Annotated in this window: 19 protein-coding genes and 1 pseudogene; 1 reads left to right on the forward strand and 19 read right to left on the reverse strand. The window is 56.5% G+C overall.

The genetic code is table 11. From position 1 onward, the window contains the following. Positions 1-51: 51 nt before the first annotated feature. The 12 genes from KI617_RS12215 to KI617_RS12270 all read right to left on the reverse strand — a co-directional run bounded on the left by KI617_RS12215 (position 52) and on the right by KI617_RS12270 (position 18,641). Positions 52-2,139, reverse strand: a complete 2,088-nt coding sequence (locus KI617_RS12215; RefSeq protein ID WP_226446647.1) for a TonB-dependent receptor family protein — start codon at positions 2,137-2,139, stop codon at positions 52-54. Further along, positions 2,136-3,263 carry a hypothetical protein gene (locus KI617_RS12220; RefSeq protein WP_226446649.1) on the reverse strand — a complete coding sequence of 376 codons (1,128 nt, stop codon included), beginning with the start codon at positions 3,261-3,263 and terminating at the stop codon, positions 2,136-2,138. The genes KI617_RS12215 and KI617_RS12220 overlap by 4 nt, the downstream gene beginning before the upstream one ends. A 110-nt stretch (positions 3,264-3,373) precedes the next feature. Further along, the gene (locus tag KI617_RS12225) at positions 3,374-4,882 is read right to left on the reverse strand and encodes an aldehyde dehydrogenase family protein (RefSeq protein WP_226446651.1); all 1,509 of its coding nucleotides are present in this window, start codon (positions 4,880-4,882) and stop codon (positions 3,374-3,376) included. Between the two features lie 49 nt (positions 4,883-4,931). Further along, on the reverse strand, positions 4,932-7,037 hold the full coding sequence (locus tag KI617_RS12230; protein WP_226446653.1) for a PQQ-dependent dehydrogenase, methanol/ethanol family: 2,106 nt from the start codon (positions 7,035-7,037) through the stop codon (positions 4,932-4,934). A 47-nt stretch (positions 7,038-7,084) separates the two neighbouring features. Continuing rightward, positions 7,085-9,490 (reverse strand): efflux RND transporter permease subunit, encoded by a 2,406-nt coding sequence (locus KI617_RS12235; protein WP_226446655.1) that lies wholly within the window; start codon positions 9,488-9,490, stop codon positions 7,085-7,087. Further along, on the reverse strand, positions 9,491-10,465 hold the full coding sequence (locus tag KI617_RS12240) for a YCF48-related protein (protein ID WP_226446656.1): 975 nt from the start codon (positions 10,463-10,465) through the stop codon (positions 9,491-9,493). A 225-nt stretch (positions 10,466-10,690) separates the two neighbouring features. Then, positions 10,691-12,043, reverse strand: a complete 1,353-nt coding sequence (locus KI617_RS12245; RefSeq protein ID WP_226446658.1) for a DUF1329 domain-containing protein — start codon at positions 12,041-12,043, stop codon at positions 10,691-10,693. 21 nt (positions 12,044-12,064) lie between these two features. Beyond that, on the reverse strand, positions 12,065-13,774 hold the full coding sequence (locus KI617_RS12250) for a DUF1302 domain-containing protein (protein ID WP_226451875.1): 1,710 nt from the start codon (positions 13,772-13,774) through the stop codon (positions 12,065-12,067). A gap of 197 nt (positions 13,775-13,971) precedes the next feature. Continuing rightward, positions 13,972-14,937, reverse strand: coding sequence for an AraC-like ligand-binding domain-containing protein (locus tag KI617_RS12255; protein WP_226446660.1), 966 nt, complete (start codon positions 14,935-14,937; stop codon positions 13,972-13,974). A gap of 143 nt (positions 14,938-15,080) precedes the next feature. Further along, positions 15,081-16,055 carry a helix-turn-helix domain-containing protein gene (locus KI617_RS12260; RefSeq protein WP_226446662.1) on the reverse strand — a complete coding sequence of 325 codons (975 nt, stop codon included), beginning with the start codon at positions 16,053-16,055 and terminating at the stop codon, positions 15,081-15,083. A gap of 582 nt (positions 16,056-16,637) precedes the next feature. Beyond that, on the reverse strand, positions 16,638-17,543 hold the full coding sequence (locus KI617_RS12265; protein WP_226446663.1) for a recombination directionality factor: 906 nt from the start codon (positions 17,541-17,543) through the stop codon (positions 16,638-16,640). 87 nt (positions 17,544-17,630) lie between these two features. Then, positions 17,631-18,641 carry a YqaJ viral recombinase family nuclease gene (locus KI617_RS12270; RefSeq protein WP_226446665.1) on the reverse strand — a complete coding sequence of 337 codons (1,011 nt, stop codon included), beginning with the start codon at positions 18,639-18,641 and terminating at the stop codon, positions 17,631-17,633. A 109-nt stretch (positions 18,642-18,750) separates the two neighbouring features. Between KI617_RS12270 and KI617_RS12275 the strand changes: the two are divergent. Then, positions 18,751-19,490 (forward strand): annotated as a pseudogene (locus KI617_RS12275) (IS5 family transposase). A gap of 77 nt (positions 19,491-19,567) precedes the next feature. Here the strand turns inward: KI617_RS12275 and KI617_RS12280 are convergent. The 7 genes from KI617_RS12280 to KI617_RS12305 all read right to left on the reverse strand — a co-directional run bounded on the left by KI617_RS12280 (position 19,568) and on the right by KI617_RS12305 (position 24,533). Next, positions 19,568-20,524: a DUF932 domain-containing protein gene (locus KI617_RS12280; protein ID WP_226446667.1), complete on the reverse strand. Its 957-nt coding sequence runs from the start codon at positions 20,522-20,524 to the stop codon at positions 19,568-19,570. A 47-nt stretch (positions 20,525-20,571) separates the two neighbouring features. Continuing rightward, positions 20,572-20,946 carry a hypothetical protein gene (locus KI617_RS12285; protein ID WP_226446668.1) on the reverse strand — a complete coding sequence of 125 codons (375 nt, stop codon included), beginning with the start codon at positions 20,944-20,946 and terminating at the stop codon, positions 20,572-20,574. A 407-nt stretch (positions 20,947-21,353) separates the two neighbouring features. Next, positions 21,354-21,722: a cytochrome b5 domain-containing protein gene (locus KI617_RS12290; RefSeq protein ID WP_226446670.1), complete on the reverse strand. Its 369-nt coding sequence runs from the start codon at positions 21,720-21,722 to the stop codon at positions 21,354-21,356. Beyond that, the gene (locus tag KI617_RS12295) at positions 21,719-22,972 is read right to left on the reverse strand and encodes a ferric reductase-like transmembrane domain-containing protein (RefSeq protein ID WP_226446672.1); all 1,254 of its coding nucleotides are present in this window, start codon (positions 22,970-22,972) and stop codon (positions 21,719-21,721) included. The genes KI617_RS12290 and KI617_RS12295 overlap by 4 nt, the downstream gene beginning before the upstream one ends. A 27-nt stretch (positions 22,973-22,999) precedes the next feature. Then, positions 23,000-23,299 (reverse strand): hypothetical protein, encoded by a 300-nt coding sequence (locus KI617_RS12300; protein WP_226446674.1) that lies wholly within the window; start codon positions 23,297-23,299, stop codon positions 23,000-23,002. 21 nt (positions 23,300-23,320) lie between these two features. Beyond that, positions 23,321-23,443 (reverse strand): hypothetical protein, encoded by a 123-nt coding sequence (locus KI617_RS20375; protein WP_264180009.1) that lies wholly within the window; start codon positions 23,441-23,443, stop codon positions 23,321-23,323. Positions 23,444-23,882: 439 nt separating this feature from the next. Next, on the reverse strand, positions 23,883-24,533 hold the full coding sequence (locus tag KI617_RS12305) for an inovirus Gp2 family protein (RefSeq protein WP_226446675.1): 651 nt from the start codon (positions 24,531-24,533) through the stop codon (positions 23,883-23,885). Between the last annotated feature and the right edge of the window lie 243 nt (positions 24,534-24,776).

Genomic DNA, 24,776 nt, shown 5'->3' on the forward strand with positions numbered 1-24,776 from the left:
GTGAGCCACAGAAAATCAGTTCCACTGAAAAAATCGAAAAACATCAGTGATTCAAAAACTGTATCGGGCGCTGACGCCGGCCAGCCAAGTGCAGCCCGGAGCTGCTTCGTAGTAGCGGCTGTTACCGTCGCCGACGATGACCGAGCCGACGTACTGGCGGTCGAAAATATTGTCGAAGCGCAGGAAGGTACGCAGGTTCACATCGCCGACTTTGCGGTCGACACCGAAGCGCAGATTGGCGATGACGTAGCCCGGCGCCGCCTGCCTGGTGTTGGTGTCCTCAACGTAGACCTTGCTACGGGCGATGCCCTCGACGGCTGCATGGAAGCCGCTGGCCGGATGCTTCCAGGCCAGTTCGCCGAACAGGCTCTGGGCGGGAACGCCGGGCAGGCGATTGTCGGCATTGATCAGGCCGGACGAGGTGGTGAAGGCTTCATCGTAACGGGCGTCGAGGAAGGTGTAGGCGACGCGGGTCGAGAGGTTGTTGGCCCAGCGGCTATCGACTGCAGCTTCGAGGCCACGACGCATAGTCTGGCCGGCATTACGGTAAGTCGTCCGGCCACCGGCGGCGGAATCAACGACCAGTTCATCCTCGGTTTCGATCTGGAAAACCGCCAGATCGAGGCGTGAGTCACTGCCGATAAAGGCTTTCAGGCCGGTTTCGTAGTGCGTGCTGGTCGACGGCTTGAGGTTGTAGCTGAAAGTACCACCCGGGCCGGAATAGAACAGTTCGTTGAAGGTCGGCGCCTCGAAGCCGCGGGCCGCGCTGGCGTAGATGTTCACCGTCGGTGTCAGGCGGAACATGGCGGCGATGGTCGGCGTCGTCTTCTCGTAGCTGACGCTGCCGCCATCGTTGCCGTTGCTCAGGTAGGCATCCTTGACACTGAACGAGACATTGCTGTGCCGAACGCCGCCGCTGAAAGTCCAGCGCTCGCCCTGCCATTCGGCCTGGGCGTACTGATCAAAGCTGGCAACACGGTCTTCTTCGGCACGACGCTGGACGCCCTTGACGCCGAGCGTGGTGCCAATAAAGTTCTCGTAACCGCGCCGGTTGTCGATCGATTGCTCGTAGTCGACACCAACGGTCGTCGTCAGCTTGCCGCCAGCCAGCTGAAAGCGGCCGATCCAGCGCGTCGAGGCGCCGGCGAAATCGCGGTCGAAATCGATGACGCCGCCGGAGTGCTTCGAATTGCCCTGCGGGCCGGGTGGAATCGACTGGTACTGAATGGTCGACCGTTGCCCGGCATAAGCCGAAACCAGCACCGAATGATCGCCAAAACGGTGCTCGTAGGTCAGTCCGCCCTGCATGTGGTCGATACTCTTGCGCGTGTTGTAGTCGAGCACCGGCTGGGCGACGCTGCGCGGATTGGCCTGATAGCCGGCCCAGGTCTGGCCCTGCGGATCATCGGCCGTCTGTTTGAAACTGTTGGCGATGAAAGTCAGCTTGCCGTCCGCGCTCGGCCGGTAGGTCAGCTTGACCATGCTCTGGTCACGTTCGGCCTTGCTGTGGTCGCGGTAACCGTCAGTGGCAAAGCGCGAGGCGTCGATGACGTAGCCGAGGCCGCCGACTTCGCCTTGGGCGCTGATGTCGGTTTTCCACGTGTTGTTGCTGCCGGCGACAAAACCACCTTCGATGTTCGGCGCCCCCTTGCCGTCCGGTGTGAACATCTGGATAACGCCGCCGGCATGGTTGCCATAAACCACGGCCATTGGCCCGCGCAGAACTTCGATGCGTTCGGCGCGATCAAGGTTGAAGGTCGCCGCCTGCCCCTGTCCATCTGGCATCGAGGCCGGAATGCCATCGGAAATGAGGCGGATGCCGCGCACGCCGAAGGCGGAACGGGCACCAAAGCCGCGCGAAGAAATCTGCAGATCCTGGGCGTAATTCTGGCGGTTCTGTACGGTGATGCCGGGCACCGCGGCCAGCGCCTCGGAGGCATTGACCCGCGCCTGATCGGCGCCGATGCGGGCGGCGTCGACGACATCGACCGCCGCCGGCAGGTCGAAAGTATTGTGCTCGACCCGGCTGCCGCTGACGACGACTGCGTCGAGCGTCGTTGCTCCGTTCTCGGCTGGGATGCCGAGACAAGGAAAGGTGGCAGCAAGCAGGAGAGTGATGCGTTTTGTTGTAGGGCTCATCGTTCTTCGACAGGTGCTCGATATGCCGAACTGTCAGCCATATCTGATTCAGCAGGCTGCAGAACCTTCTCATTACGGAACAATGGCCAGCCATCGAAATACTTTGCAAAGCCCACCATGGCGGGAAAGGTAATGGCTAACATCGCAGAAGCAATCCACAGTTCCAGAACGTAACCAGGCTGCCCGGCGGGCAGAGCGAAGTAACTTAAAGCCAGAAATTCATAGAGATTGAATCCGGCGATCGCCAATACAGTTGCAATACCGGACAGAAGAATGCCACGCCAGGGTTGTCGGTAATTAATTGAAGGCAGCCCATCAAGCATGACCAGAACGACGAAGATTCCGAAAACACCGGACACGCTCACTTTGACCAGAAAACGCACCAGATCCATACCAAGAGTACCGACAAAGAAATTCCAGATACCCGAGGTAATGGTGACAATAAATATCCCGCTGAAGATCGCGAAGTACGGTTGCCTCCCGAAGATTGGGAAGCGGCCTGCCAGCGTTTGAATTGGCCAGAAATCGAAAAGAACGAAAGTGAGCAAAACCATGACACTGGTAATTGAGAATATCAGCGGAAGCCAGGCCATGAATACACCACCCGGATCCAGTGCTGCCACATAAACCGGCGCTTCCTTAAGAAAGGAGAAATCGAACAGACTGCGGAATAGCCCATAGGCCAAAAGATAGGCCCATAGCCAGAGCAGTACGCCTGCCAAGCCGGAATTCGAACAAAGTCGATTGAACGGCCATCCTTGGAAAACAACGACCAGCCACAAGGTTGCCGCTACCGAGAAGATTAGATACATGTTGACGAAGGGAAGCGGCGGGGAGATTCCGCCCCCAATTGTCTGCCACGCAACCCAAGCCACCAGTGATCCGGCCAGCAGAGTAGCAAGCAGATAGGCGATGCCTTTCCATGGCTGGGACAGTTGTGCGCATTGCCTGGGGTAGCCACATCCCCAAAATAGGCTGATCACAATCTGCGCTGGCACCATGGCTACTGGAATCAGAGTCCCCCACCCCATCAGCCACTCGGGGGGAATCGCCAGGCAAAAAGCCAGTGACAGCGTGACAACCAAGCATGTGGCCGTCAGACCTTTGAAAATTGGATTAGACATTGCATCCTCATGGAAAAAAGTCCCCGGTCTCATGGCGAGCCGGGGAAAGAGAGGGAGATGCTCGGTTGGTAACATTCGGGCGCCATGAGCCCGGTAAAACAGAAGTGGCGTTATTCGAAGACCGGAATGATTACTGACTTGGTTTCCGTGTATTGCTCGATAGCACCCCGGCCATGTTCTCGACCGTAGCCCGACTGTTTGAAGCCGCCGAAAGGCAGGTTAGGATCAAGCGGAATGTGGCTATTTATCCAGATTGTTCCGGCCTCAAGTTGGCGGGCTGCTTTCATCGCCGAATTGAAATCCCGGGTCCAGATACTGGCGGCCAATCCATAGGCGGTGTTGTTAGCCAGGGCAATGGCCTGATCAAGGCTCTCTACCGGTACTGCGGAAATGACAGGTCCGAATATTTCCTGCTTCTGCGCAAGGCTGTTTTCCGGTGCATTGATCAACAGCGTCGGTTCAAAGAAATAGCCAGTACGGTCAGGAGTTTTCCCGCCGGTAACGATTTCAACGCCTTCTTTGCGAATTGCATCCACAGCCTCGCTGACGCGCGCCTGATGCCGAGCAGAAACCAGCGGCTGAACCTGTGCTGTCGGGTTGAGCCCGGAGCCCAAAGTCATCCCCTTCATGGCTGACTCCAGAGTGCCGACGGTGTGATCGAAAATTGAACGATGGATGTAAAGCCGCGAGGCGGCCGCGCAAACCTGCCCCTGGTTGAAGAAGCACCCAGCCATCAGGCCCGGTGCTATTGCGGCGGCATCCATATCGTCCATGATGATCATCGGATTCTTGCCACCGAGTTCGAGCGTAAAGCGGGTCATGTTGGCGAGAGCCATACGACCTATTTCCTTGCCGGTGACCGTCGATCCGGTAAAGCTCACCTTGTCGATGCCCGGATGTCTGGCCAGCGCCGCACCGGCGCCAGCACCAAGGCCGGTGACGACATTCAGCACCCCGTCCGGAATCCCCGCTTCCTTGGCCAACTCTGCCAAGCGCAGGGCGGTCAGCGGCGTATCTTCAGACGGCTTGAGCACCATGGTGCAACCGCAGGTCAGCGCCGAAGCAATTTTCCAGATAGCCATCCCCATCGGAAAATTCCACGGCACAATGGCACCAACCACGCCGACCGGCTGGCGCAGCGTCAATCCCAGATTTCTGGCACCGGGCGGAATGGCGATCGAAAGATCAGAGGTCGTCCCTTCAATTTTTGTCGCCCAGCCGGCCATGTAGCGTACATATTCCACGGAGGCACCGACTTCGATCATTCGAGACAGGTGGATGGACTTGCCCTGGTTCAGTGTTTCCAGCTGCGCCAGTTCTTCACCATGCGCTTCGATCACGTCGGCGAATTTGAGTAGCAGGCGCTCCCGATCGGCCGGACGCATGTGGGACCAGACCTTGAAGGCGGCTCGAGCTGCCTTGATCGCGTGATCGACATCTAGGTCCGAAGCATCCGGTATATGAGAAATTTCCTGCCCTGTTGCCGGGTCGAAAACCGCCAGTGACTTCCCGCTGCTTGACGCGACCCATTGACCATTGATCCACAACGCATGCTGCCGTTGCAGAAATGCCGTGACTTCCGGAAGAACGGGAATCAGCCCTGTTTCGATACTTGTCATATTCTTTCCTTTATTCCTTGTCAAAGTGAGACTTAACTTTTGTTTATTGCTATTTGTTCTTTAGTTCAGCCTGAAGGTCGTGCGCTCGCTTGATCAGATAGTTGTGAATCAAGGTGATCTGTTCATCGCTCAGGACGTTGTGGAATGAAGGCATTCCCTTGGGTGAACGCAGGCCTTTGACGATCAGGTTGAATTGCTCATGAGTCTTGGGCGCCAGGTATCGGAGATCGGGTACGATGCCGCCGCTGATCGCGTTGAGCCCGTGACAGCCGGAGCAGTTGGCAGCATTGAACAGGTCGCGCCCGCTCTGGATTCTGACTTCATCCTCGAAAATCAGCGCTGGCGGAAGTGGCGGTGCCTGCGGTGCCAGTTTTGCCGGCGGCAACTTGGCAGTGCCGCCGAGTTTGTAGGTCAGGATGCGCGCTTCGGGCTGAACTTTCGTGCTGTTCTTGGCAAAAGGCCCCAATAACAGCGGAAATACCCCGCCCCAACCGGCCATGAAAGTCACGTATTGCTCGCCATTGACGGAGTAGCTGATCGGGCCGGCCATCACGCCCGTATTGGCTGGCGATTCCCAAAGGAGCTTGCCGCTGTCTGCAGCATAAGCCGTGACCCGGCCATCCGCCGTGCCCTGGAAAACGAGGTCGCCGGCCGTGGCCAGCGTGCCACCATTGAAGACGCCAGGGTAATTCACCGTCCACGCCGCTTTTTGCTTGAGCGGGTCCCAGGCGAGTAACTTGCCTTTGTAGGAATCGAGGATGGGCTTGGCCGCTTTGCCATCCTCCGGCAGGTCGGCCGGGATGACGCCCAGATTGACGATGGCCGGGTTGATCGAACGCGACGTGTCGGAGCTGGCCTTGTACGCCGCAGCGGTTTCCTGGGCTGGAATGTAGACCAGGCCACTCTTCGGGCTGAACGACATCGGATGCCAGCTGTGGGCTCCCAGGAAGCCGGGAACGACAAGCTTGTAGCCGTCGGCATTGGGATAATCGGCTTCGCCGGTCAGCACCGGCCGGCCGGTCGCCAGATCGATCTGGCTGGCCCAATTGACTGGTGCGAATTTTTCTGCCGAAAGGAGTTTCCCGTTGCTGCGGTCAAGCACGTAGAAGAAGCCATTTTTGGGCGCCTGCATCAGTACCTTGGTCGGTTTTCCGTTGATCGGCAACTCGGCCAGGGTAATGGTCTGGGTCGCGGTAAAATCCCAGCTATCGCCGGGGGTGGTCTGGTAATGCCAGATGTACTCACCCGTGTCCGGATTGAGTGCAACGATGGACGATACGAAAAGGTTGTCGCCCTTGCCGGCGCTACGTGTTTTGATGTTCCAGTAGGAGGCGTTGCCAACGCCGATATAGAGCTGGTTGAGCTCGGGGTCGTAGGCCATCGAGTCCCAGACCGTACCGCCACCACCCTGCTTGTAATATTCATCGCCGAACCAGGTTTTGCGGGCCATTTCCATGGCCGCGTTTTCCGCCGGCAGTGCCGGGTCGCCGGGGACAGTAAAGAACCGCCAGGCGAGCTTTCCGGTCGAGGCATCGTAGGCGGAGACATAGCCGCGAACACCAAATTCCGCGCCGCCGTTGCCGATCAGCACCTTGCCTTTGACGACACGAGGTGCGCCAGTAATCGTATAGCTCCGATCTGGGTCGGTACGCGTATCGACCGACCACAGTTGCTTGCCTGTTTTGGCGTTGAGGGCGATCAGGCGACCATCGAAGGCGCCGACGTAAACTTTGCCCTCCCAGACGGCAACGCCACGATTGACGACGTCACAGCAGCCGCGCCCGGCAACATAGCGGGGGACTTGTGGATCAAACTTCCAGAGGAGTTTTCCGGAGGCAGCATCAAGCGCATAAACCATGCTGAATGCCCCGGTGGTGTACATGACGCCATCGACGACGATAGGGGTGGCTTCGACGCCACGATCAACATCCAGTTTATGTGTCCAGGCCAGACCGAGCTTGCCGACGTTACCCTGATTGATCTGCGTCAGCGGACTGAATCGCTGCTCGCTGTAGGTGCGACCATGGCTTAACCAGTTCTGCGGCTCCTTGTCAGCGTCGTTCAGGCGCCGCGCATTCAGATTGTCGGCGGCACCGTGGGCCAGCGGGGCAAGCAGTACGGCGATGGCAAGCAAGCCATTCTTGTGGAAATGCATCTTCGATATCTCCAGTTGCTTTTTGTAAGTGCTAGTTTTTGCCTGTATTAAGAGGCAGTGTTCTTTTGTGTTGCGGGGCGCATCAGGAAGTGTGCAAGCGCGGGTAGCAGGATCAGCGCGCCCAACATGTTCCAGACGAACATGAAGGCGAGCAGGATGCCCATGTCGGCCTGGAACTTGATGGGCGAGAAGCCCCAGGTGGCTACCGCGATGCCCAGCGTTACCCCTGTCAGGACGACGACCCGGCCGGTGAAGACGAGAGCCTGGTAGTAGGCTTCCGAGAGCGAATCCCCATTGCGCAGGCGAGACAGCATCACGGTCAGCATGTAGAGTGCGTAATCGACGCCGATGCCAACGCCTAGGGCGATGACCGGAAGCGTGGCGACCTTGACGCCGATGTTGAGATAGACCATCAGCGCCTCACAGAGGGCGGAGGTGAGCATCAGGGGCAATACGGCGCAGACGACGGCCTGCCACGAACGGAAGGTGATGAAGGCCAGCACAATCACCGCGGCATAGACCAGAATCAGCATTTGCACATTGGCCCGTTTGACGACGATGTTGGTCGCGGCCTCGATACCGGCATTGCCTGCCGCAGACAAGAAAGTCGTTTCCTCGCTGTTGTGCTGTTTGGCAAAGGATTCAACCACCGCGACGACCGAATCCAGCGTATCGGCCTTGTGGTCCTTAAGGTACACGTAGAGCGTGAGCAGGTTGCAGTTCTGGTTGAACAGTTCGCGCGGGGCCCGCGTAATGAGGGCATTCAGCAAGTCCTGAGAGCGCGGAATGTCGTACCACTTCAGGCTGCCTTCGTTGAGGCCGGCCGATGCCTGCTTGGTCAGGGCGGCGAGAGAGTTGGTCGACTCCACACCGGGCAACAGGCGCAACTGGGTTTCGAGTTCGTTGACCGACAGAATGGTGTTGTAGGTACCACATTGATACTCGGGCGTCTTGACCATCACGACGTAGGTATCGCTGCTCGCCGAATAGTTGTCGACCATGAACGCGTTGTCCCGGTTGTAACGCGAGTCGGCCCGCAACTCCGGCGCACCGGCACCGGTATCGCCGATTTTCAGCTGGAGGCTGACCAGGAAGGCGGCGCTGCCCAGTACCGCCGATACGACGACGGCGATCAACGCATATTTGCGCTGGGTGAACAGGTCGAGAAAGGCCCACAGTTTGTGCTTGGTGTGCTGTTTGTCGGATGAATCTTCAGCTTCTGACTTGAGGCTGCGTGCCGCGCCCGTCGCGCTGACGCCGGTGTAGGACAGCAGAATCGGCAGGAGAACGAGATTGGTGAAAATCAGCGCAGCCATGCCGATGCTGGCGGTAATTGCCAGGTCTTGGATGACCTTGATGTCGATCAGCATGAGCACGGCAAACCCGACGCCATCGGCGAGGAGTGCCGTGACGCCGGCGAGAAACAGGCGACGGAAGGTATAGCGGGCGGCGATCAGTTTGTGGGTGCCACGGCCGATGTCCTGCATGACGCCGTTCATTTTCTGGGCGCCATGGCTCATGCCGATGGCGAAGACCAGGAAAGGGACGAGAATGGAGTAAGGATCGAGCTCGAAGCCGATGCTCGGCAGCGCGCCCAAGAGCCAGATGACGGCGCCCATCGAACACATGACGACCAACATAGTGCTGCGCAGGCAGCGGGTAAACCAGAAAAGGACAGCCGTACAAACCAGGGCGGCGGTGACGAAAAAGATCAGTACCTGCTGCAAACCGCCGATCAGATCGCCGACGATCTTGCCAAAGCCCGTGATGTGGATGCTGAGATCGTCCGATTCGTAAGTAGAGCGGATCTTTTCGAGTTTCTCCGACAGGTCGCGATAATCGATCCGTTTGCCGGTATCGGCTGCCACTTCCTGCAAGGGAACGAGCACGATGCTGGATTTGAGGTTGCCGGCAACTAGCTGGCCGATTTCTCCGGAACGCTCGACGTTGATCCGAACCTGTTCGACACTTTCAGGCGATGCGTCGTAATCGTCGGGAATGACCGGGCCGCCGTCCAGTCCATCCTCGGTGACGCCGGTCCAGCGGACCGCCGGGGTCCACAGGGATTTCATGTAGGGACGATCGACGCCCGGATAGAGAAACATCTCATCCGTAACCTTCTTGACCACTTCCAGATAGGCCGCGTCGTAGATGTTGCCTTTTTTGTTTTCGATGGCGATGCGCAGGGTGTTGCCAAGCCCGCCCAGTTGCGTCCGATTGTCCAGATAGTTGGCAATGAACGGATGTTTGGTCGGGATCATTTTTTCGAAGGCGGCATTCAGCGAAATTCCGAAGGCCTGATACGCCATGGCGAAGGTCAACAGCGTGCAGGCCAGTACCACCCAGGCACGGTTGTTGAACAACAGGCGTTCGCCCCAATTGCCGGAGTTCTGGTCGAAATCCTCCAGGTTGCGAATGACCGGATGTTCGGCTAAGGAGTTATCGTGATTCATTTATTTCGAGTCCTTCTGCGCCGCTGCAGTAGCGATCCGGAAAAGTCCGCGATTGCTCGCAAGGATGACGCTGCCGTCTGCGGCCTGTGTGATGCCGGTGATATAAGCTGCTTTGGCGATCGGCTCGGTGGTGAAATTCTGACCACCATCCGTACTGCGCAACACGCGGCCCGTTTCGTCGGCCAGCAGCAGGTTTCCGTTGTCGAGTCGGGTAGCAGCAGTCAGGGTGACCGCTGAACCGACTTCGACTTTTTTCCAGTCTCTGCCTTCGTTGCCCGACCAGAAAACATTGCCGCGCAGTCCGTAGAGGACGAGTTCCCGTTGGTTGCCGCCAATCACACCAAAATAGGTACCGTTGTAGGGCGATGAAATGGCCGAAAAGCGTTTGTCACCTTCATTGACCAATAGCGTTCCCTGTTCGCCCACGACATAACGCTTGCCAGCTATGGGACGGACGTTATAGAGGTGGCGCGACTTTGGATTGGTTATGCCGGGAATGATTGTTTCCCACTGCTTACCGCCGTTGTTGGTCGTAAAGGCAATGCCGTAGGCGCCAATGATCCAGCCCTTGTTTTCATTCTCGAAGTAAACGTCGAGGAACGGCTTGTCGGCACCATCAGCCAGTAGTTGTTGGGCATTTCGCTGCTGCGCCGGCAAGTTCGGTGTATCGCTGCCCAGCGCCTGGACGCCGGCATCATGCAGCTTGGCTGCCTGCAAGCCATCCAGTTGCTTTTTCCAAGTTTCTCCGCCGTCGGCGCTATGCAGGACAATGCCGCTATGACCGACCGCCCAACCCTGTTTGCCACCGGCAAAATAGACAGCTGTGAGCGTTACGCTGGTTGGAGTTGGCGCCTGTTTCCAAGTAGTGCCGTTATCGTCCGAGAAAATTATTCGCCCCTGTTCACCAACGGCGACCAGACGTTTGTCGGCACGCACGACAGACAGGAAGACCGAGCTTTCAACCCTAGGGTGCATTTCGGCGGGTCGCTCCAGTAGGTCCTGTGGTTTGGCCATCCCGGCCATAGGGCAGGCTAGAAGCGCTGCGAAAGCCAGGGCGGCAAGCTGTGGCGGCATTTTTCTCGTGTACGGCATCATCAGTTTCATATTTCTCTTGGCAGATGGAAGTCAGGGCCGGAAGTAATTCCAGCCCTGATCCAAGTCTTACTGGCTGATAGGTCTCAGGGCTTAACTAGGCACGACTCAGCGACCACCATCACCGGACAGCGCATCACCGCTGAAATAGGTGTCAGGGCGGCGCTTGGTGACCTTGTAGTACTCACCATTAAGCATCTGGACCACACTCATCGTGCCGGCCTGAATGTTGAATACAGCCGCTGGCATATTCACGACAGCCGGGATTGACGGTTCGACAAAGGGCGTAGTCATCGAGGTGCGCCACAGCTTGCCTTCGGTGTCGTAGCCGTCCATCAGGACCAGGTGGTAGGTATCTTCATCGAAATAGAACTTGCGCTTGGGGACAGCGTGGCGCTTACCTTCACCAACCGTTGCCTCCACTTCCCAGACGCGATGGAGTTCCCAGCGCAACTTGTCCGGATTGAGGTGGTTCTTGGTAATGGCTTCTTCTGCCGAGGCAGCCAGAAAGCCGTTGGTGTTGTAGGGGATGTACATTTCCCGCTTGCCGACGATCTTCCAGTTGTAACGGTCAGGATGGCCGAAGAAACCCTTCACTTCGTCAAAGTAGTTGGCACCGGAGGCTACGAAGTCAGGGGTGTCGTAGCCAACAGTCGGCGCACGACGGACCCGACGTTGGCCGACGAGATACTGCCAGGCGCCACGAGCGGTCTTCGGGTTCACACTGTCACGCAGAACGAGAGATTCACCGACCTTGAACGGGGGAGCAGTCGTGATAAAGCGGGCCAGTGCGTACTCGCCGTTCCAGCTTTCAGCTGAACCATCCTTGAAGTAATAAGGGAAGTTGAAGTTTTCGTCGTTCCGGGTTGCCAGCGTGCGCGATCCATCGGAATTGACCACGACATTTTTGAAGCCCATGTCGATCGATTCGGCTTCAATGCGCAGCAGCCAGTTCCAGATCAGTTCGACCCCGGCCTTGGGAATCGGGAATGGGACTCCACCGTAGCAGCCCTCAATCGAAAGGCCGCCATCCTTGATCTTGCAGTTGGCTGCATTTTTCAGCGTGTTGTCGTAGATCCAACTCGGTGCAGCGGCGGTACGATGGCTTGGAAAGACGTCAATGCGGAAGCTTTCCGGATACTTCTTCATCAAAGCCTGGACGCCATCGCTCAGTTTGTCGGCATGCTGCCCCATGTTTTTGGCAGAAATCTGGACAATCGGCTTTTCGCCAGCGAACAGTTCAAGCGGTACGTCACCCAGTTTCTTGCCCGGTACCGGCTTGGTCCAGCCACCATCCCAGGCTGGAATAGAGCCATCCTTGTTGCCAGCTTTTTCGCCACCCAAAGGCATCAGTGTGCTTTTCAGTTTGGCGACCTCATCAGCGCCGACGGCGGCGTGGGCAAGGCTGGCACTCATCGCTGCGGCAACCAGAGTTGCTAATACAGTGTATTTGATCTTCATAAAATGCTCCTGAAACTGTCTTTAGAAGGTGCGCTGCACGGTGAACGACACGTAGTCGCGATCGGCGTAATAGTTCTTGTAGCTGGCGTAGGTGCCTGCCGCGACATTCACGGCAGGGGCGGGGCCGGCGGGTCCAAAGTAGTGCACGATGTTCAGGCCAGCTTTCCAGGTTTTCTGGATATCGAAGTTGAAACCAATGCTGATATCGCCGCCATGCTCAGGGGCTACCTGGAAGATTGCGGAACGACCGCTCAAGCCATAGCCGACACCAATCGGCACCTGCAGGTCTACACCAGGCATGACCTGGAAGTACTCAGGCTGGAAGACGAAGCGAAATGCCGAGGCGTCGCGGGTGTGGGTCGAGTTGAGCGCCGGGAGATTGGTAACGCTGTTGACTGGATTGTGTGTGACATCGAGCAGTCGGTTGTAGGCAAACTCGCCAACGAAACTGGCGCCATGCCATAGCGGTGTTGCCGGTAGCAGGGTGATGGCTGACAGGTTCAAGTGGAACGAGTTGCCACGTGCGTACGGGGTATTCTTGTCGTTGTCGGCATTGGCCATGGTGTTGATAAGCAGGTCGCCTACAACGCCCAGAGGGGTATTCCGCCGCGTGGACATTTCAATCGCGACATTGGTCTCGCCCAGTACGGTTGAGGCGCTGACACCATACATCTCGATGTTTTTGGCGTACATCAGGTTATAGGTATGGCTGTTCCAATTCAGCACTGCCTGCGGCCCCTTGTCGTCATAGCGGGCTGCGTACAGGCCGTAGTCCACGTCGCCAACCTTGAACTTGAACTGGAGACCGAATTGCCCGGTATTGCTTCCTTTTGCGTCGCCGGTACGGAATGCCGGCCCGTTCGGGGCGAGCAGCAAATCTGCACCATCACCGACAAAGTCTGCCATGCTGAAATAGCTGCCCGCCGCCGGGAGTCGCATCGGCTTCCATTCATACTGTGTGTAAGCCGAAAGCGACATGCCCGGGCTGATCTGCCAACTGGCCGAAATCTGGCCAACCGGCATGGCAATTTCCTTGAACTGGGCGTTCGGCAACGAAAATGCCTTGACCAGATCAACGGGGCCTTGTGCCGCAGCAATGCCGTTGGCGCCGAGGAAAAGTGTTTCGCCGAAAAGCAGAGTGTGCTGACCGGCGCGCACAGTCAGGTTTTGTTCGTCATTCAGTGCGAACTTACCGAACACGAAGGCATCAGCAATTTCCGCACGCTTACCCATGAGGTTTTGGGAGCCTTTGGTAGTCCGGTTGAGCGGGGCGCCGCTCAGTTGAAGCTGGTTGTTGGGAGCAGCTCCGTTGAAGTCGTTCGTATCTTTCGCGTACTCAGCGTCATACCAGGCTGCACCAGATACACGCAAACCAATGTTCTTGTATTTGACGTCGAGTTCTGAGAGAAGGTCGGCCCGATTGTTGATCAGGCCCCGTTGGTGCCCCAAGTCGCCAAAATCGACGTTGGGATTGGCCGAGGAAATGGCCACATTTTGATCCGGGTTGTTGATACGGTAGGCAGCCGTATATTTCACCGTATTGTCCCAGTTCACTTTCAGGTCGCTATTGCCTGTCTCGATGTTGAAAGCTTGTGCCGCCGGTATCGAGAAAATTGTCGCCACCGCCATAGCCAGCATGGAAAGCCTGCACGGAGCACGCATATGGTCTATTACGTTCATTGAGTCCCCTCCAGTTACGTTTTCGATGGGCCGGTTTGCCTCCAAGAGCATCACTCACGCCCCCTGCACTGCGAGCTCTCATTTTTGACACCATTGCCGCTGGCGTCTTTACTGAGAGCGCACAATCAATTTACTGTTAGTGCAATTAGTTACGAATTTGAACAATGGGCGCACTTACGCCTTCCTGGTGCGTAAAAAGCCGTACTTTTTGGGAGTGTTTGGGGTGTGACCCAGACAGTAATTAGCCGTCAGGCGTGCTTGATAGCGGCCGCCTTAAAATCGCGGGGAGATACCCCAAATCGCGATTTGAATGTGCGACAAAAATGAGCGTTGCTGTTGAAGCCCCAGGCAAACGCTACTTTGGAAATACTGCCAACCCCTTCGCTGTGGGAAGTTAACTCATCTCTGCAACGCTCGAGACGGGCATTCCAGATGTAGCGGTCGAGTGTTACCCCTTCATCCTCAAAAATCCGATGCAGATAGCGCTTCGAACAGTTCAGTTCCTGGGCGATCATTTCGATCGAAAGCTCGGTGTTGACTAAGTGGCTGTGTACAAACTGCTTGACGCGGACTCTCATTACATCCGGATTGCAGCGTTGCAGATCGCTTTGGGTTTGACGGGTCGCTAGAGTAGACACCAGCAATGCCATCGTAGTATCGGCAAAGGTGCTTGCTGAGGCATCGGGCAAGGTAGGTAACTGTTGAGAGAGGGAACGGAGAAAGTTGGAAAACAGAGTTTGCATACTCTCCAACTCCGGGTGGCCGGAGAGCGGACACTGGACTTCACCCAACTTGAAAGTTCGCAAAGGATGGCGCGGGATAAGGAGCACGAGTACTTCCATCGACTCCCGATTGGAAATGGCATAGCTCAGTCGAGGATCGTAGATAGTCCACTCACCAGAGGTTAGGACGATCGATTTACCGCACTGCTCGACGACACTGTTTCCCTTAACCTGCAATACCAGCTTGTAGAAATCGGCGACAGGACTGTCCAAGGAGGCCGGCTTGCTCCAAACGCGATGCGCAGGGCCAATGACCCGAAAAATCTTGAGGCTGTCCATTTGATAAGCAACCAGACGAGCATCAAAATCGTCGTTGTCGTTGCTATCGAATTTCGCGTCCAGGTTCCCGAAAAACTCGGCTGTTGTATTGGCCCAGAAGGCTTGCCTGGACTCGGCTGGCTGGGACATCGTCCAAAATTCTCTGCTGTGCATTCTTGTCTCCTGTTTCCCTTAACGGGATCTTCTAGGGGGAATTTTCAGCAAAGTGTATTCATTCAACTGCGTCAGGCAGTAGCCTCAATTCGACATCAAAATTGACTGAAATGGACATCGTGTAAGCACCTATGGTCCGCAATCTAGATGCTATGCAATGTGCGTTTGGTCGCGGGCGGCAAGCCGTAATGCTGGCGATACACCCTCGAAAAATGGGCCGCGCTGGAGAAGCCCCAGCGATAAGCGATTTCAGCCACCTGAACATGTCGCATCGCTGGACTCATCAAGTCGTCGTTTGCCCTTTCCAGGCGGCGGCGCCAAATTAAGCGAGAAACTGATGTTCCCTCGTGCTCGAATATTCGGTTGAGTTGTCTGGCCGACAGACCTATCGCCTTGGCCACAAAGTCGCAGTCCAGCACGTTCGAATCGAGATTTTTTTCAATTAATGCCTTGGCCTGGAGCACAACATACATTTGTGAACGCGTCACGTTGTTGCCGTGCGCTGAAGATCCTAGTAGCGAGGTAAGCAAGCTAAGTAGGCGATTGCCTGCGTCTGTTTTTGATTGGTGAGAGGAGTCTTTTTTCAGTCCTCTCGTAATATCCAGCGCCCCTGACAAGACTAGGTGCCCGTACCCGAGATTTTGGCTAAGCTTTCCTGGGCGCCCAGTCCCGAAGTTGGGACACTGGGACAACATAGTGTCTATAGGGATGTCGAAAATCAGCGTGTGAATATCCGAGGTATTGCCGTGCACATATGGGTAGGAGGTGGCGTAGTAAAAAACATCCCCGGACTCCACGGGCATGCACTCACCGCCCTGAAGAATATGGGTTGCACCTTCCAACTGAAGACAAATAAAAGCGGAGTCTTTTTCGTGGCTTCGAATTTGTTGCAAATCACGCTCTACAACATGCCGATTTCCCTTAAGTTCGGCCATCCCAACCATGCCCAGCTGGCTATAGCTGAGGGACACATTCAGTCCGGCAACATCGGTTGCAGTGCAGTCAATACCTATTAGCGCCTTGCTGACATGGTCTCGCCAATAACTAGCCCGGCAGCCTAAAGGAAGGTCGTGAGTACTTATGCTGTAATCACCGTCGAAGATGCGATCTTTGTTCATTTCATACCTCCGTGTCTCTGCGGAAGGGACCTGCGTTTTATTTCTTATTCGGTGATGCCTTATTGCTCCTAGCTTCACTCAGAAATTTACTAATATATTAGCGCAACTGAGTGGTAATGGGATGCATGGATGGCATGGCAGTTGGCTCAATATCACTGAAATCGAGTTGGTAGTCCTGTCCAACATGTGCCTGTCGCAGCGAATCGCCGCCGAAGACCCTTGTGCCAAGAGATTGCGGCCAACGTCCGCGAGCGCAACGCCAAGGCAACTACCGTCAAATGGCGATTCACCACGCAGGATGCCCGAGGCAAACTCGCCCCCTTGTATCCCCGTGTTTCAACGTGACTGACTACTAGCTATATCTCACAGATATGAACGGTCACGCGGATTGAAGCATGGGCTATGACCGGTTACCAATACATTGTCGCAATTGGCGGTGATATGTAAGGGCCCGGCGAACCCACCTTGTTTTTCAGGATGAAGGTAATCGACTTGTCGAAAACCTCGACCACGAACAACTGAAAAAAATTCCTGAGCTGAACAACCCAGCCTTTCCTGGGCCGAAGCTCAGGAAAGGCTGCTTCAGTCCATATAGTCTTTTTCGGAGTTCGCCGTAGCCACCTTCTCCCCCAACCGCTCCGCCAGTGACGAAGGTTTAGGGGATGCAGTACTCGATGCTTCAGAGTTCTCGGCAACCTCCCCTACCGTAAAAAACTCCTCAACCACCGCCCCGCCCTCTTCCTCGCTGTCCTCAAATGCCCCATTCCCAAATCCCAGCCGTGCCGCTGTATCCAGCGCAACTTGATCGAAACCGGCCAACTGCCGATCCGCCTCCTTCCGCTTGGCATCGGCCAACATCTCTTCGACAGACATCCCGCTTCTCGGGGTGATATCCACGTAAAAGATCGGTGTGCCGTGACTTTGCCGTGTCGATTTCCCCCGCAGCCGCAGTTCCAGTGGCAGACAGGACAGCCGATCACCGGAAATCGCCTGGAAGTACTGCAACCGGGCCACCAAGGTCCGGATACTGTTGAACCCCGTCGTCCGGAAGATGAAACTGCCCAGAGGATCGTCATCACCAATACTGACATTCAGGCGGCCATAGGGTTTGCAGGCATTGCCCTTGGCCAGCGGGCAGCCATCCGGTGACGGACAGGGCAGACTCTGTATCCCTTCCTCGTTTTGCCGTTTACAGGTTTCGCCATTACCGACACAGAGTGGCCGGCCAGTGGTGCGGTCAAACAAGCTGTACTCAGCCCGGAAGTTCAATGCTGGGTCGTTGAACAGCAGTTGGATCGGGATGCTGCGAATCTTTCCACCCTGCGCCTTGCGCAAGCCCTCATCGAACGGATGCGGTAGCCAACCGTCCTTGCCCTGGACCTGGCTGGTGATGGTGAATTGATCGTCCTTCTCTGGCAGTCGTTTGCCAGCCTTCTCGACGACCTTGCCAATCGAGATCCGCCCGAGAATCGGCGGGGTGATGCTCAAGCCTTTCAACATCGTTGTACTCCTTGGATCAATGACCATTCCGGCCTCGCAAGGCCGGAATGGTGTTTGGGGGTATGGGTAATTTCGTCAGGCGACGAGGAAACGCCGGCTGCCGGGTTTGGTGGTGGCGTAACGTTGCTGGAACTCGGGGTAGTCCTTGAGCAAGGCCGGGAGATCAATCGTGTTGCTGTCCTTGGCTTTCTTCCAGGTCACGACGCCAGTTTCGAACAGGGCTTTGCTGGCTTCACCCATGGCCTGCTGCAGCGTCTGCTTCAGCTTGGCTTCAATGGCTTCGGTGTCGACGATGGTTTGCCGTACCGACAGCCAATCGGCAAAGGTGGCTGACAGGCTCCGGTCATCACTGAAATCGACGGTTGTTCCGGTATCGCTGGGATACAGTGCCTTGAGTGCGGTATCAGCGGATTCGGAGCCATCGGCCGGCGGTGGCGTGTCGGTCTCAACGTAGTGCCAGAAACGTCGTTCGAGTTCGATCAATCGGCCAATCAGGAGCTCGTCACGTTCGATACGATGGATCTCCAGATGCTGGCCACCGAGCAGAACCGCCACATCGGCCGCTCGCTTGCCGGTGACGGCGAGCTGGTGCATGACCTGGAGTTGGACATACTCGGGCACACCGGCTTTCCATAGCTTTGCGCCATTGATGCCGGCCGTCTTGCATTCAAGGATGTGGACATCGGGTACGCCAATGATCTCCCGGTCGATATTGGCCAGCATCCAGTGTTTGTCGGGATCGGGATGCTGAAGGACGGCATTGATCCGGCGGACCCGGTGACCGGTCCGTTTGGTGTAGTGGGCAGCGACGATGGGTTCAAGCAAGGTGCCCCAGTACATCGGGGATTCTTCATCGTGCGGATCGGCCTTCGGCAGGTTGCCGTCACGACCGGTCTTTTCCAGCCAGAGTTCGAGCTGGGATTTGTAGGGGTTGAGGCCGACGGCCGCAGCGGCATCGGAACTGCCGATCCCTTGCTTGCGGACATCGAGCCAGAGTTCCCGGGTGAGGTTGTGGGTCTTGACGAGCTTGAGGGCCGGCCGGGGAGAGATTGTCGGGACAGCGACAGCCGTATTTCGTTGTGCCATTGCGGACTCCTTGGACATAAAAAATGCCTGGTCTCCTCTAGGGGCTGTTCACAAATGACGAAATTATGTACATTCTCGCTTTTTGGAGTCTGCGAGGATGGACCGGAAGATGTTGCGAGACGACCAATGGCGGCGAATCGAAGCCCTGTGCTCAGGCAGAGCCAACGAGCGCGGGGTAACTGGGCGCGACAACCGACTCTTTGTCGAAGCGGTGCTATGGATCGCCCGCACGGGCTCGCCGTGGCGCGACCTGCCCACGCACTTCGGAGCTTGGCACACGACGTACATGCGCTTTTCCCGCTGGAGCAAGAAAGGGGTTTGGGCGCGGATGGCCGAAGCACTCAAGAGCGACGCCGATCTGGAGCAGTTGTTTGTCGACGCGACCATCGTGCGAGCCCACCAACACGCGACTGGCGCCCAAAAAAAGCGGGCGATCAAGCCATCGGGCGTAGCCGGGGCGGACTGAGTACCAAAATTCATGCGGCGGTTGAGGCCCTGGGTAATCCCTTGCGTTTGCGCCTGACCGCTGGGCAAATCGCCGACATTACCGAAGCAGCCGCTCTCATCGAGGGGATTGAGGCGCAGAGCGTCATCGCCGACAAGGGCTACGATGCCAACGCATTCGTCGACACCATTGAAGCGCAGGGCGCACAGGCGGTGATTCCGCCACGCGGTAATCGCCTGACTCAGCGTGCCTATGATCGTCACCTTTACAAAGACCGCAACCTCGTCGAACGCTTTTTCTGCCGACTCAAGCAGTTCAGGCGCATCGCCACACGCTACGAGAAGCTAGCGCAGAACTTCATGTCCATGCTCAACCTCGCTTCCGCCTATATCTGGCTGGCATGATCGCCAAAAACCCAATTGTTAACAGCCCCTAGGGAGCCAGGCATCGGGTGGGTTAGTGACTGGATGGAAATGAACGATCAGGCCGCTAGCGCCAGGGCTTTCTGGAGTGCTTTTCCCTTGAGGGTGGCGCCTTGTCCGAACCAGGCGGAGTCGAGTCGATGGTCGGTACTGCGCGCCCGGCGTTCGTGGTCGACATACTGGGTGACAGCATTGAGCAATCCCCAGGCCGTGCCATTGGCCGACGAAAGTTCGGCTCCCCTGCCCTGACCACTGTAGAGCGCATACACCTGTTGCAATCCTTTCTGGTTGGGTTGATCAGCCAGCGGCAGATTGGGATCACCCAGTACATCGACCAGGAAGTTCATGGCTTCGAATTTGTGGATAGGACGGTCAGCCAGTCGCTTGATGTCGATGACGAAACGCTCCCAGGAGGACAGGCCAAGGCCCAAAGCTTCCTTGACAGCTTTGGGGTCGAAGGTGGTGCTGTGCGGCACTTTGACCGCACCAGTGGAATCGCCGACGGCCATTTGCAGGGTGTTGTTGCAGACGACGCGGACCGAGGTGAACTGGGCCGTGGTGCACAGGGTGCCGTCGCAACTGGTAGCGAGCAGTAGATAGGCACCGACCTGATCGCCGCCCCGCAATTGGGTTTCCTGGCCGGTCTTGGCCAAGGCCCAGAGCTTTCGACCTTCCTTCAGGACACCGGCTGTTTCCAGGGTGAAACCACCGGCTTCGGTGAGATCGCGGTAGAACTCCAGGACTTCATTGGGTTGGACGACCTTGTAGCGTTTGGAGACGACCGAGAGATGGGCGTGGGTATCGGAGCGGAACAGGACCTTGCTGTCGGCATTGGCTTTGACGTGCAGGCCGTGCTCACCGGCGACGTTGTAGAGGACCGGCGTTTCGTGGATCTGCCAGTTCATGCCGGCGGCTTCCTGCCAGGTTTCGAGGGGTGCTTCGGCGGGTAGTAAATGACCGAGACCATGCCAGGGTTCTGCACCGGCATAGGCCATGGTTTGGACTTCATGGGCCATGGTGTTTCCTTTACGATTTGAGATCAGACGGGCGATAGGGATAGGGCTCAACGGCGGTGCGGTAGTTGTTGTTGCTCATCCGCCATCTCCTCCGCGGATTGGGTGCTGAAGGTATGACCACAGTTCAGGCAGTGGTTGTTGTCCAGATAGCGTTCATCGATGACTTGGCCGATCTTGGCACCGGCGGCACCGCCTGCTGTACCGCCCAGCAGGGCACCGATGATGGCGCCGGCCACACCGCCGACGCCGATTCCGACGGGGCCAATCATGGCACCCACACTGGCGCCGAGCCGGGCGCCGCTCATGGCACCGGCTGCACCACTGGCCGCGCCGCCGACAACACCGATGGTGGCGCCGGTCTTCTTACCGTAGTCGAGGGTTTCGAGATTTCTGGAGTTGCATAGAGGGCATTTCAGAGTCATGGGTTTCTCCTGGGTTCATTTAGGAAATGCAGACGAGCCAATCGAATTGGCATCGGTCGGTCGTTGAACTGTTTGGAAAGCGCACATGAAAAAGCCCATTCCGTCAGGGACGGAATGGGCTAAGGATTGATGCGCTGAGACTGGCTAATTTCTGAAGAAAGAAACAGACCTCTCAGGTTTCCAAGAGAGATGTATATGACCCAAGACTTTTAGGAACAGGATTGGGCGTGTTGGAAGGCTTGTTTCATGGCGTCAGCAAGGGGGAAACAGGTGTTTTGAGCGTTCAATGGACGAGAAACATACCTGCCATACGACGCATAAAGGATGTGATCTTTCGGGCGCTAGCTGTAACCCAATCCAGCGGTCGCCGAGTGTCAATGGCATCCAGGGCAATTCATTCACCATGCTCAAGGCGCTTTCGCCAACATCCCGATACGGTATTTCGCCAGCAGTTCGTCGGCATAAGGCGCGTGCGGGCGACCTTTGGTTTTCGTGTTGTAGGCCTCCGTCGCCTCCTTGCCGCACCAGGGCAGGACGATGTCCGGCGGCGATGGATGGGCCGGCAGGTAGGCACTGAGGTCATAAACCGACCCGCGAATCGCCATCCAGCAATTTCCCGTCGCGGCATGCTTGGCCAGTTCTGCCAAAGTGATGGTTTTTCCCTGGGCCTGTGCATCGCCTTGTTCAACAGGATTCCACAGCGCTGAGGTCATGCCCAGCCCGAAAACGACCAGCCAGAAGGCTGTCGTTGAAACGATATAGAGTTTGCGTGTCATCGGAAGTCGAAATGCTCAAAATGAATTCGTTCAGTGGGGACACTACGCTCAAGCAGAGTCCGGGAAACAGCGTCGATCAATCCCGGTGGACCGCAGACGTAGCACTCATGGTTGGCCAGCGCTTCAGCCCTTGGCAATAACCGGTCCAAATTCGGCCCTCCCGTTCCCGTAGCCTCCGCCTGCAGGACAAGTCTGGGACTGTTTGCCGACAATGTGGTTAGTTCGTCGAGATAAGCCGCATCCTGCTCGTCACGATACAAATAGATCAGGGTCGTTGGTGTCTCGAGCGGTTGCTGCCGCAGAAAGCCAATAAATGGCGTAATCCCGATCCCGCCTGCCACCCACAACAGCGGGCGAGATGGCAAAGCCTTCAGAAATTCGCCAAAGGGACCATGTACCCGAGCAGAAACGCCGGGCTCCAGACGCTGCATACGTCGAGTACAGTCGCCCAGAGCCTTCACCCCGATACGCAGCTCGTGCTCAAGCCCAATACCACTGATGGTAAATGGATGAAATTCGCCACAGCCTTGATAGCTTGGCCCCTTAAAGAATGCGGTCAGGACGAATTGCCCCGGCACAGCGTCGACCGGTATGGCCAAGGGTTTGAGTGAAACCTCCACCATTGACTGTGCCACCGAGCGCACCGAAGTCACGATATAGGGTTGTGCGGCAGTGCCGAGGTCAACACGCAGCAGGCGCCAAAGCAGGATCAGGACAGCGGCAGCCAAGGCAAGCAAGCCCCCCGCACTGATCCCGAGTTGCAGGATATGGATAAAGCCAATCAACACGCCGAGTCCGAGCAAGCTGTGCAGCCATCGCCAAGTGCTGTACGCAAGACGACTCATGAAGGTAGTAGCCAAACCCAGCATCAGGAAGATCAATCCAGCCCAGCCCAGCCAGACCGGCCAGTTTTCCGAAAACGGTGAGATGACCTGCCATGCCAGATCCGGCGACTCGGACCAGCCGGCGGCGGCAAGGGCCAGCGGGTGCAACAACAGCAACAGGTATGCAGCCATACCCGTTTGGTGATGCCAGACAGTAATTCGCTCCAGTCCCCCCAGACAATTGGTCAGTTCAACCTCGCGCACCATTAGCAGCAAATTGAACAAAAGCAGACCTGCCCCCGCCCAGCCGAGAATGATTCCGACCGCACGCCAGAAAGGCAGCCCTTCGGGAAATGCCCAAAAGACAGGCGCACCAACAAAGAACAAAAGCAGGGTCGGCAACGACAGTGTACGTAGGCGAGACATAGAGGATTCCACCATGGCTTCGATGCTTCAGTTCGCAGGCTTAAGATGCTCGCAGATATCGCGCCGACCGGATGGCATTGCCAAACCCTTCTCTTTGGCCCGTTGCTCCATCAGGCGGTGATGTTCTTGCTGGTAGGCCCGGCATTCATCAAGCGTCTTGAAACCACGGACACGCGCCTGATGTTCGACACGGTCCTCCGGTGTCATGAATTGCCAACCCCGGGTATTGTCTTCACTGGCCCGCCAAGGGCCGCGCGCCTCGGCGGCAAATGCCGCTGCTAGCAGCAACGACCCGGACAGTGTCATCAAGAGCCAACGCGATCTCATGAATGCCTCCCTATTGGTGCCTCAGGCCGCGTCCTTGCCCTGCATTTCTTCCGCTGATGCCGCGCGGGCGATGGCAGCGGCTGTCTTGCTGTCGTTGGGCAACGTTCCCTCGAAAGACGCCAGAATCTGTTTGATCAGTTCCATTTCAGTCTCATCTTCTAATTGGTCAGCACCATCATGATGCGCTCAATTAGCCGAACAAGGAATGCAAACGGCCTGACCATCCTTGGTTCGCACGTAGGAGCGTGCCCGGAATTTTGTGTTTCCCGAATGTCTGGTATCCAGCAGGCAGCTGGGTTATTCGTTGCCTCACTTGACTGGCAGTAATGGCCGAAGTGCTGTCAGGGAAAATTCGGTCCGTATGACGTCTCGACTCGATTACCTGCCCTTGGATGATCGAGATGGCCAACAGCAGGAGCAAGGTCAAAATCACGCAACTAGAAAGATGCGGCAGCGAGCCCCTGTAGGTCAATCTAAAGCTGATGAGGACTGGCTTGATGTATCAGTTCCAGATTGTTGTTAACAACATCGTTAAGCCAGCCTTGCCACCTTTCGAAAGCGCTCTGTGACGCCACAGGAACGACTACCCGCGGCTGAACCCAAAATTATGCCGCCCGTCGCCGTACGCCTTCGTCGCAACCTTGCAAAGATAGCTGCTGCGGTAGAAAAAATCTGACAACGAGGAAGGACCATCCCGCCTCAAGAGGTAACGGGCATCCAAAGGAAATTCAACCAGCCCCCTTACTTCAGGTGCGGGCAATTTCAGGGCGCTGGCCCATGCTTCGTGTAGTCGATTGAACATATTGGAGCGTTCATACTCAAAGATGCCCAGTGACGAGAAGGCGTCATAGTTCAACAACATCACGAAATGATAGTGCGGCAAGCCGTGCTGCCCGATTTCACGGCACCAGACGTATCTCACCTTAGTGTCATGCGCCTGTCGACTCAGTAACTGCGCCTGATTTCGATTGTGCCTGATCTTCGCCTTGAACGAGGCGATGAATCGCTCGATGTACTGATCGTCATTCAATCCTGAGTGCATGCCCGAGGGAAATCGGAGATCAAAGCGAAATGCAAAAACTCGCCCATAGTCTGCCAACGAAAAGTCCAGAACCTCTTCCAGACGCTGTAGATAATTTTCTGCTAAAGGGCCGCGAGTAACCTGCACGGGGAATCCCTTGTACTCCGGCCGACAATATAGCGATAGGTTTGTATTTTCAGGCAGTCGCAACATGATTTATCCCCATCCCTTCATACGGTAAAAATGATAGCGGGCAACTCTCACCCACTCTCTAATTCAAATCAATTACTTCACGCACTTGTATTGCCAACAATAAAAATAAAAATCCTCAGGCCATCGCATTTAAAACAATCCAAGAGGCAAGCGATCTGCCGATGCCTTAGGACACCGATAGTCATATAGAGGAAGACTGGATTTAACAAACACTACAACTGCATTAATACGATATCGAGGACA

The organism is Ferribacterium limneticum, from assembly GCF_020510625.1.
Lineage (GTDB): Bacteria > Pseudomonadota > Gammaproteobacteria > Burkholderiales > Rhodocyclaceae > Azonexus > Azonexus limneticus_A.

What these genes read in the sequence shown, in the direction of transcription:
- KI617_RS12215 (WP_226446647.1), bottom strand. Translation starts at nt 2,139, where the DNA reads ATGAGCCCTACAACAAAACGCATCACTCTCCTGCTTGCTGCCACCTTT.
- KI617_RS12220 (WP_226446649.1), bottom strand. Translation starts at nt 3,263, where the DNA reads ATGTCTAATCCAATTTTCAAAGGTCTGACGGCCACATGCTTGGTTGTC.
- KI617_RS12225 (WP_226446651.1), bottom strand. Translation starts at nt 4,882, where the DNA reads ATGACAAGTATCGAAACAGGGCTGATTCCCGTTCTTCCGGAAGTCACG.
- KI617_RS12230 (WP_226446653.1), bottom strand. Translation starts at nt 7,037, where the DNA reads ATGCATTTCCACAAGAATGGCTTGCTTGCCATCGCCGTACTGCTTGCC.
- KI617_RS12235 (WP_226446655.1), bottom strand. Translation starts at nt 9,490, where the DNA reads ATGAATCACGATAACTCCTTAGCCGAACATCCGGTCATTCGCAACCTG.
- KI617_RS12240 (WP_226446656.1), bottom strand. Translation starts at nt 10,465, where the DNA reads ATGCACCCTAGGGTTGAAAGCTCGGTCTTCCTGTCTGTCGTGCGTGCC.
- KI617_RS12245 (WP_226446658.1), bottom strand. Translation starts at nt 12,043, where the DNA reads ATGAAGATCAAATACACTGTATTAGCAACTCTGGTTGCCGCAGCGATG.
- KI617_RS12250 (WP_226451875.1), bottom strand. Translation starts at nt 13,774, where the DNA reads ATGCTCTTGGAGGCAAACCGGCCCATCGAAAACGTAACTGGAGGGGAC.
- KI617_RS12255 (WP_226446660.1), bottom strand. Translation starts at nt 14,937, where the DNA reads ATGCACAGCAGAGAATTTTGGACGATGTCCCAGCCAGCCGAGTCCAGG.
- KI617_RS12260 (WP_226446662.1), bottom strand. Translation starts at nt 16,055, where the DNA reads ATGAACAAAGATCGCATCTTCGACGGTGATTACAGCATAAGTACTCAC.
- KI617_RS12270 (WP_226446665.1), bottom strand. Translation starts at nt 18,641, where the DNA reads ATGGCACAACGAAATACGGCTGTCGCTGTCCCGACAATCTCTCCCCGG.
- KI617_RS12280 (WP_226446667.1), bottom strand. Translation starts at nt 20,524, where the DNA reads ATGGCCCATGAAGTCCAAACCATGGCCTATGCCGGTGCAGAACCCTGG.
- KI617_RS12285 (WP_226446668.1), bottom strand. Translation starts at nt 20,946, where the DNA reads ATGACTCTGAAATGCCCTCTATGCAACTCCAGAAATCTCGAAACCCTC.
- KI617_RS12290 (WP_226446670.1), bottom strand. Translation starts at nt 21,722, where the DNA reads ATGACACGCAAACTCTATATCGTTTCAACGACAGCCTTCTGGCTGGTC.
- KI617_RS12295 (WP_226446672.1), bottom strand. Translation starts at nt 22,972, where the DNA reads ATGTCTCGCCTACGTACACTGTCGTTGCCGACCCTGCTTTTGTTCTTT.
- KI617_RS12300 (WP_226446674.1), bottom strand. Translation starts at nt 23,299, where the DNA reads ATGAGATCGCGTTGGCTCTTGATGACACTGTCCGGGTCGTTGCTGCTA.
- KI617_RS20375 (WP_264180009.1), bottom strand. Translation starts at nt 23,443, where the DNA reads ATGGAACTGATCAAACAGATTCTGGCGTCTTTCGAGGGAACGTTGCCC.
- KI617_RS12305 (WP_226446675.1), bottom strand. Translation starts at nt 24,533, where the DNA reads ATGTTGCGACTGCCTGAAAATACAAACCTATCGCTATATTGTCGGCCG.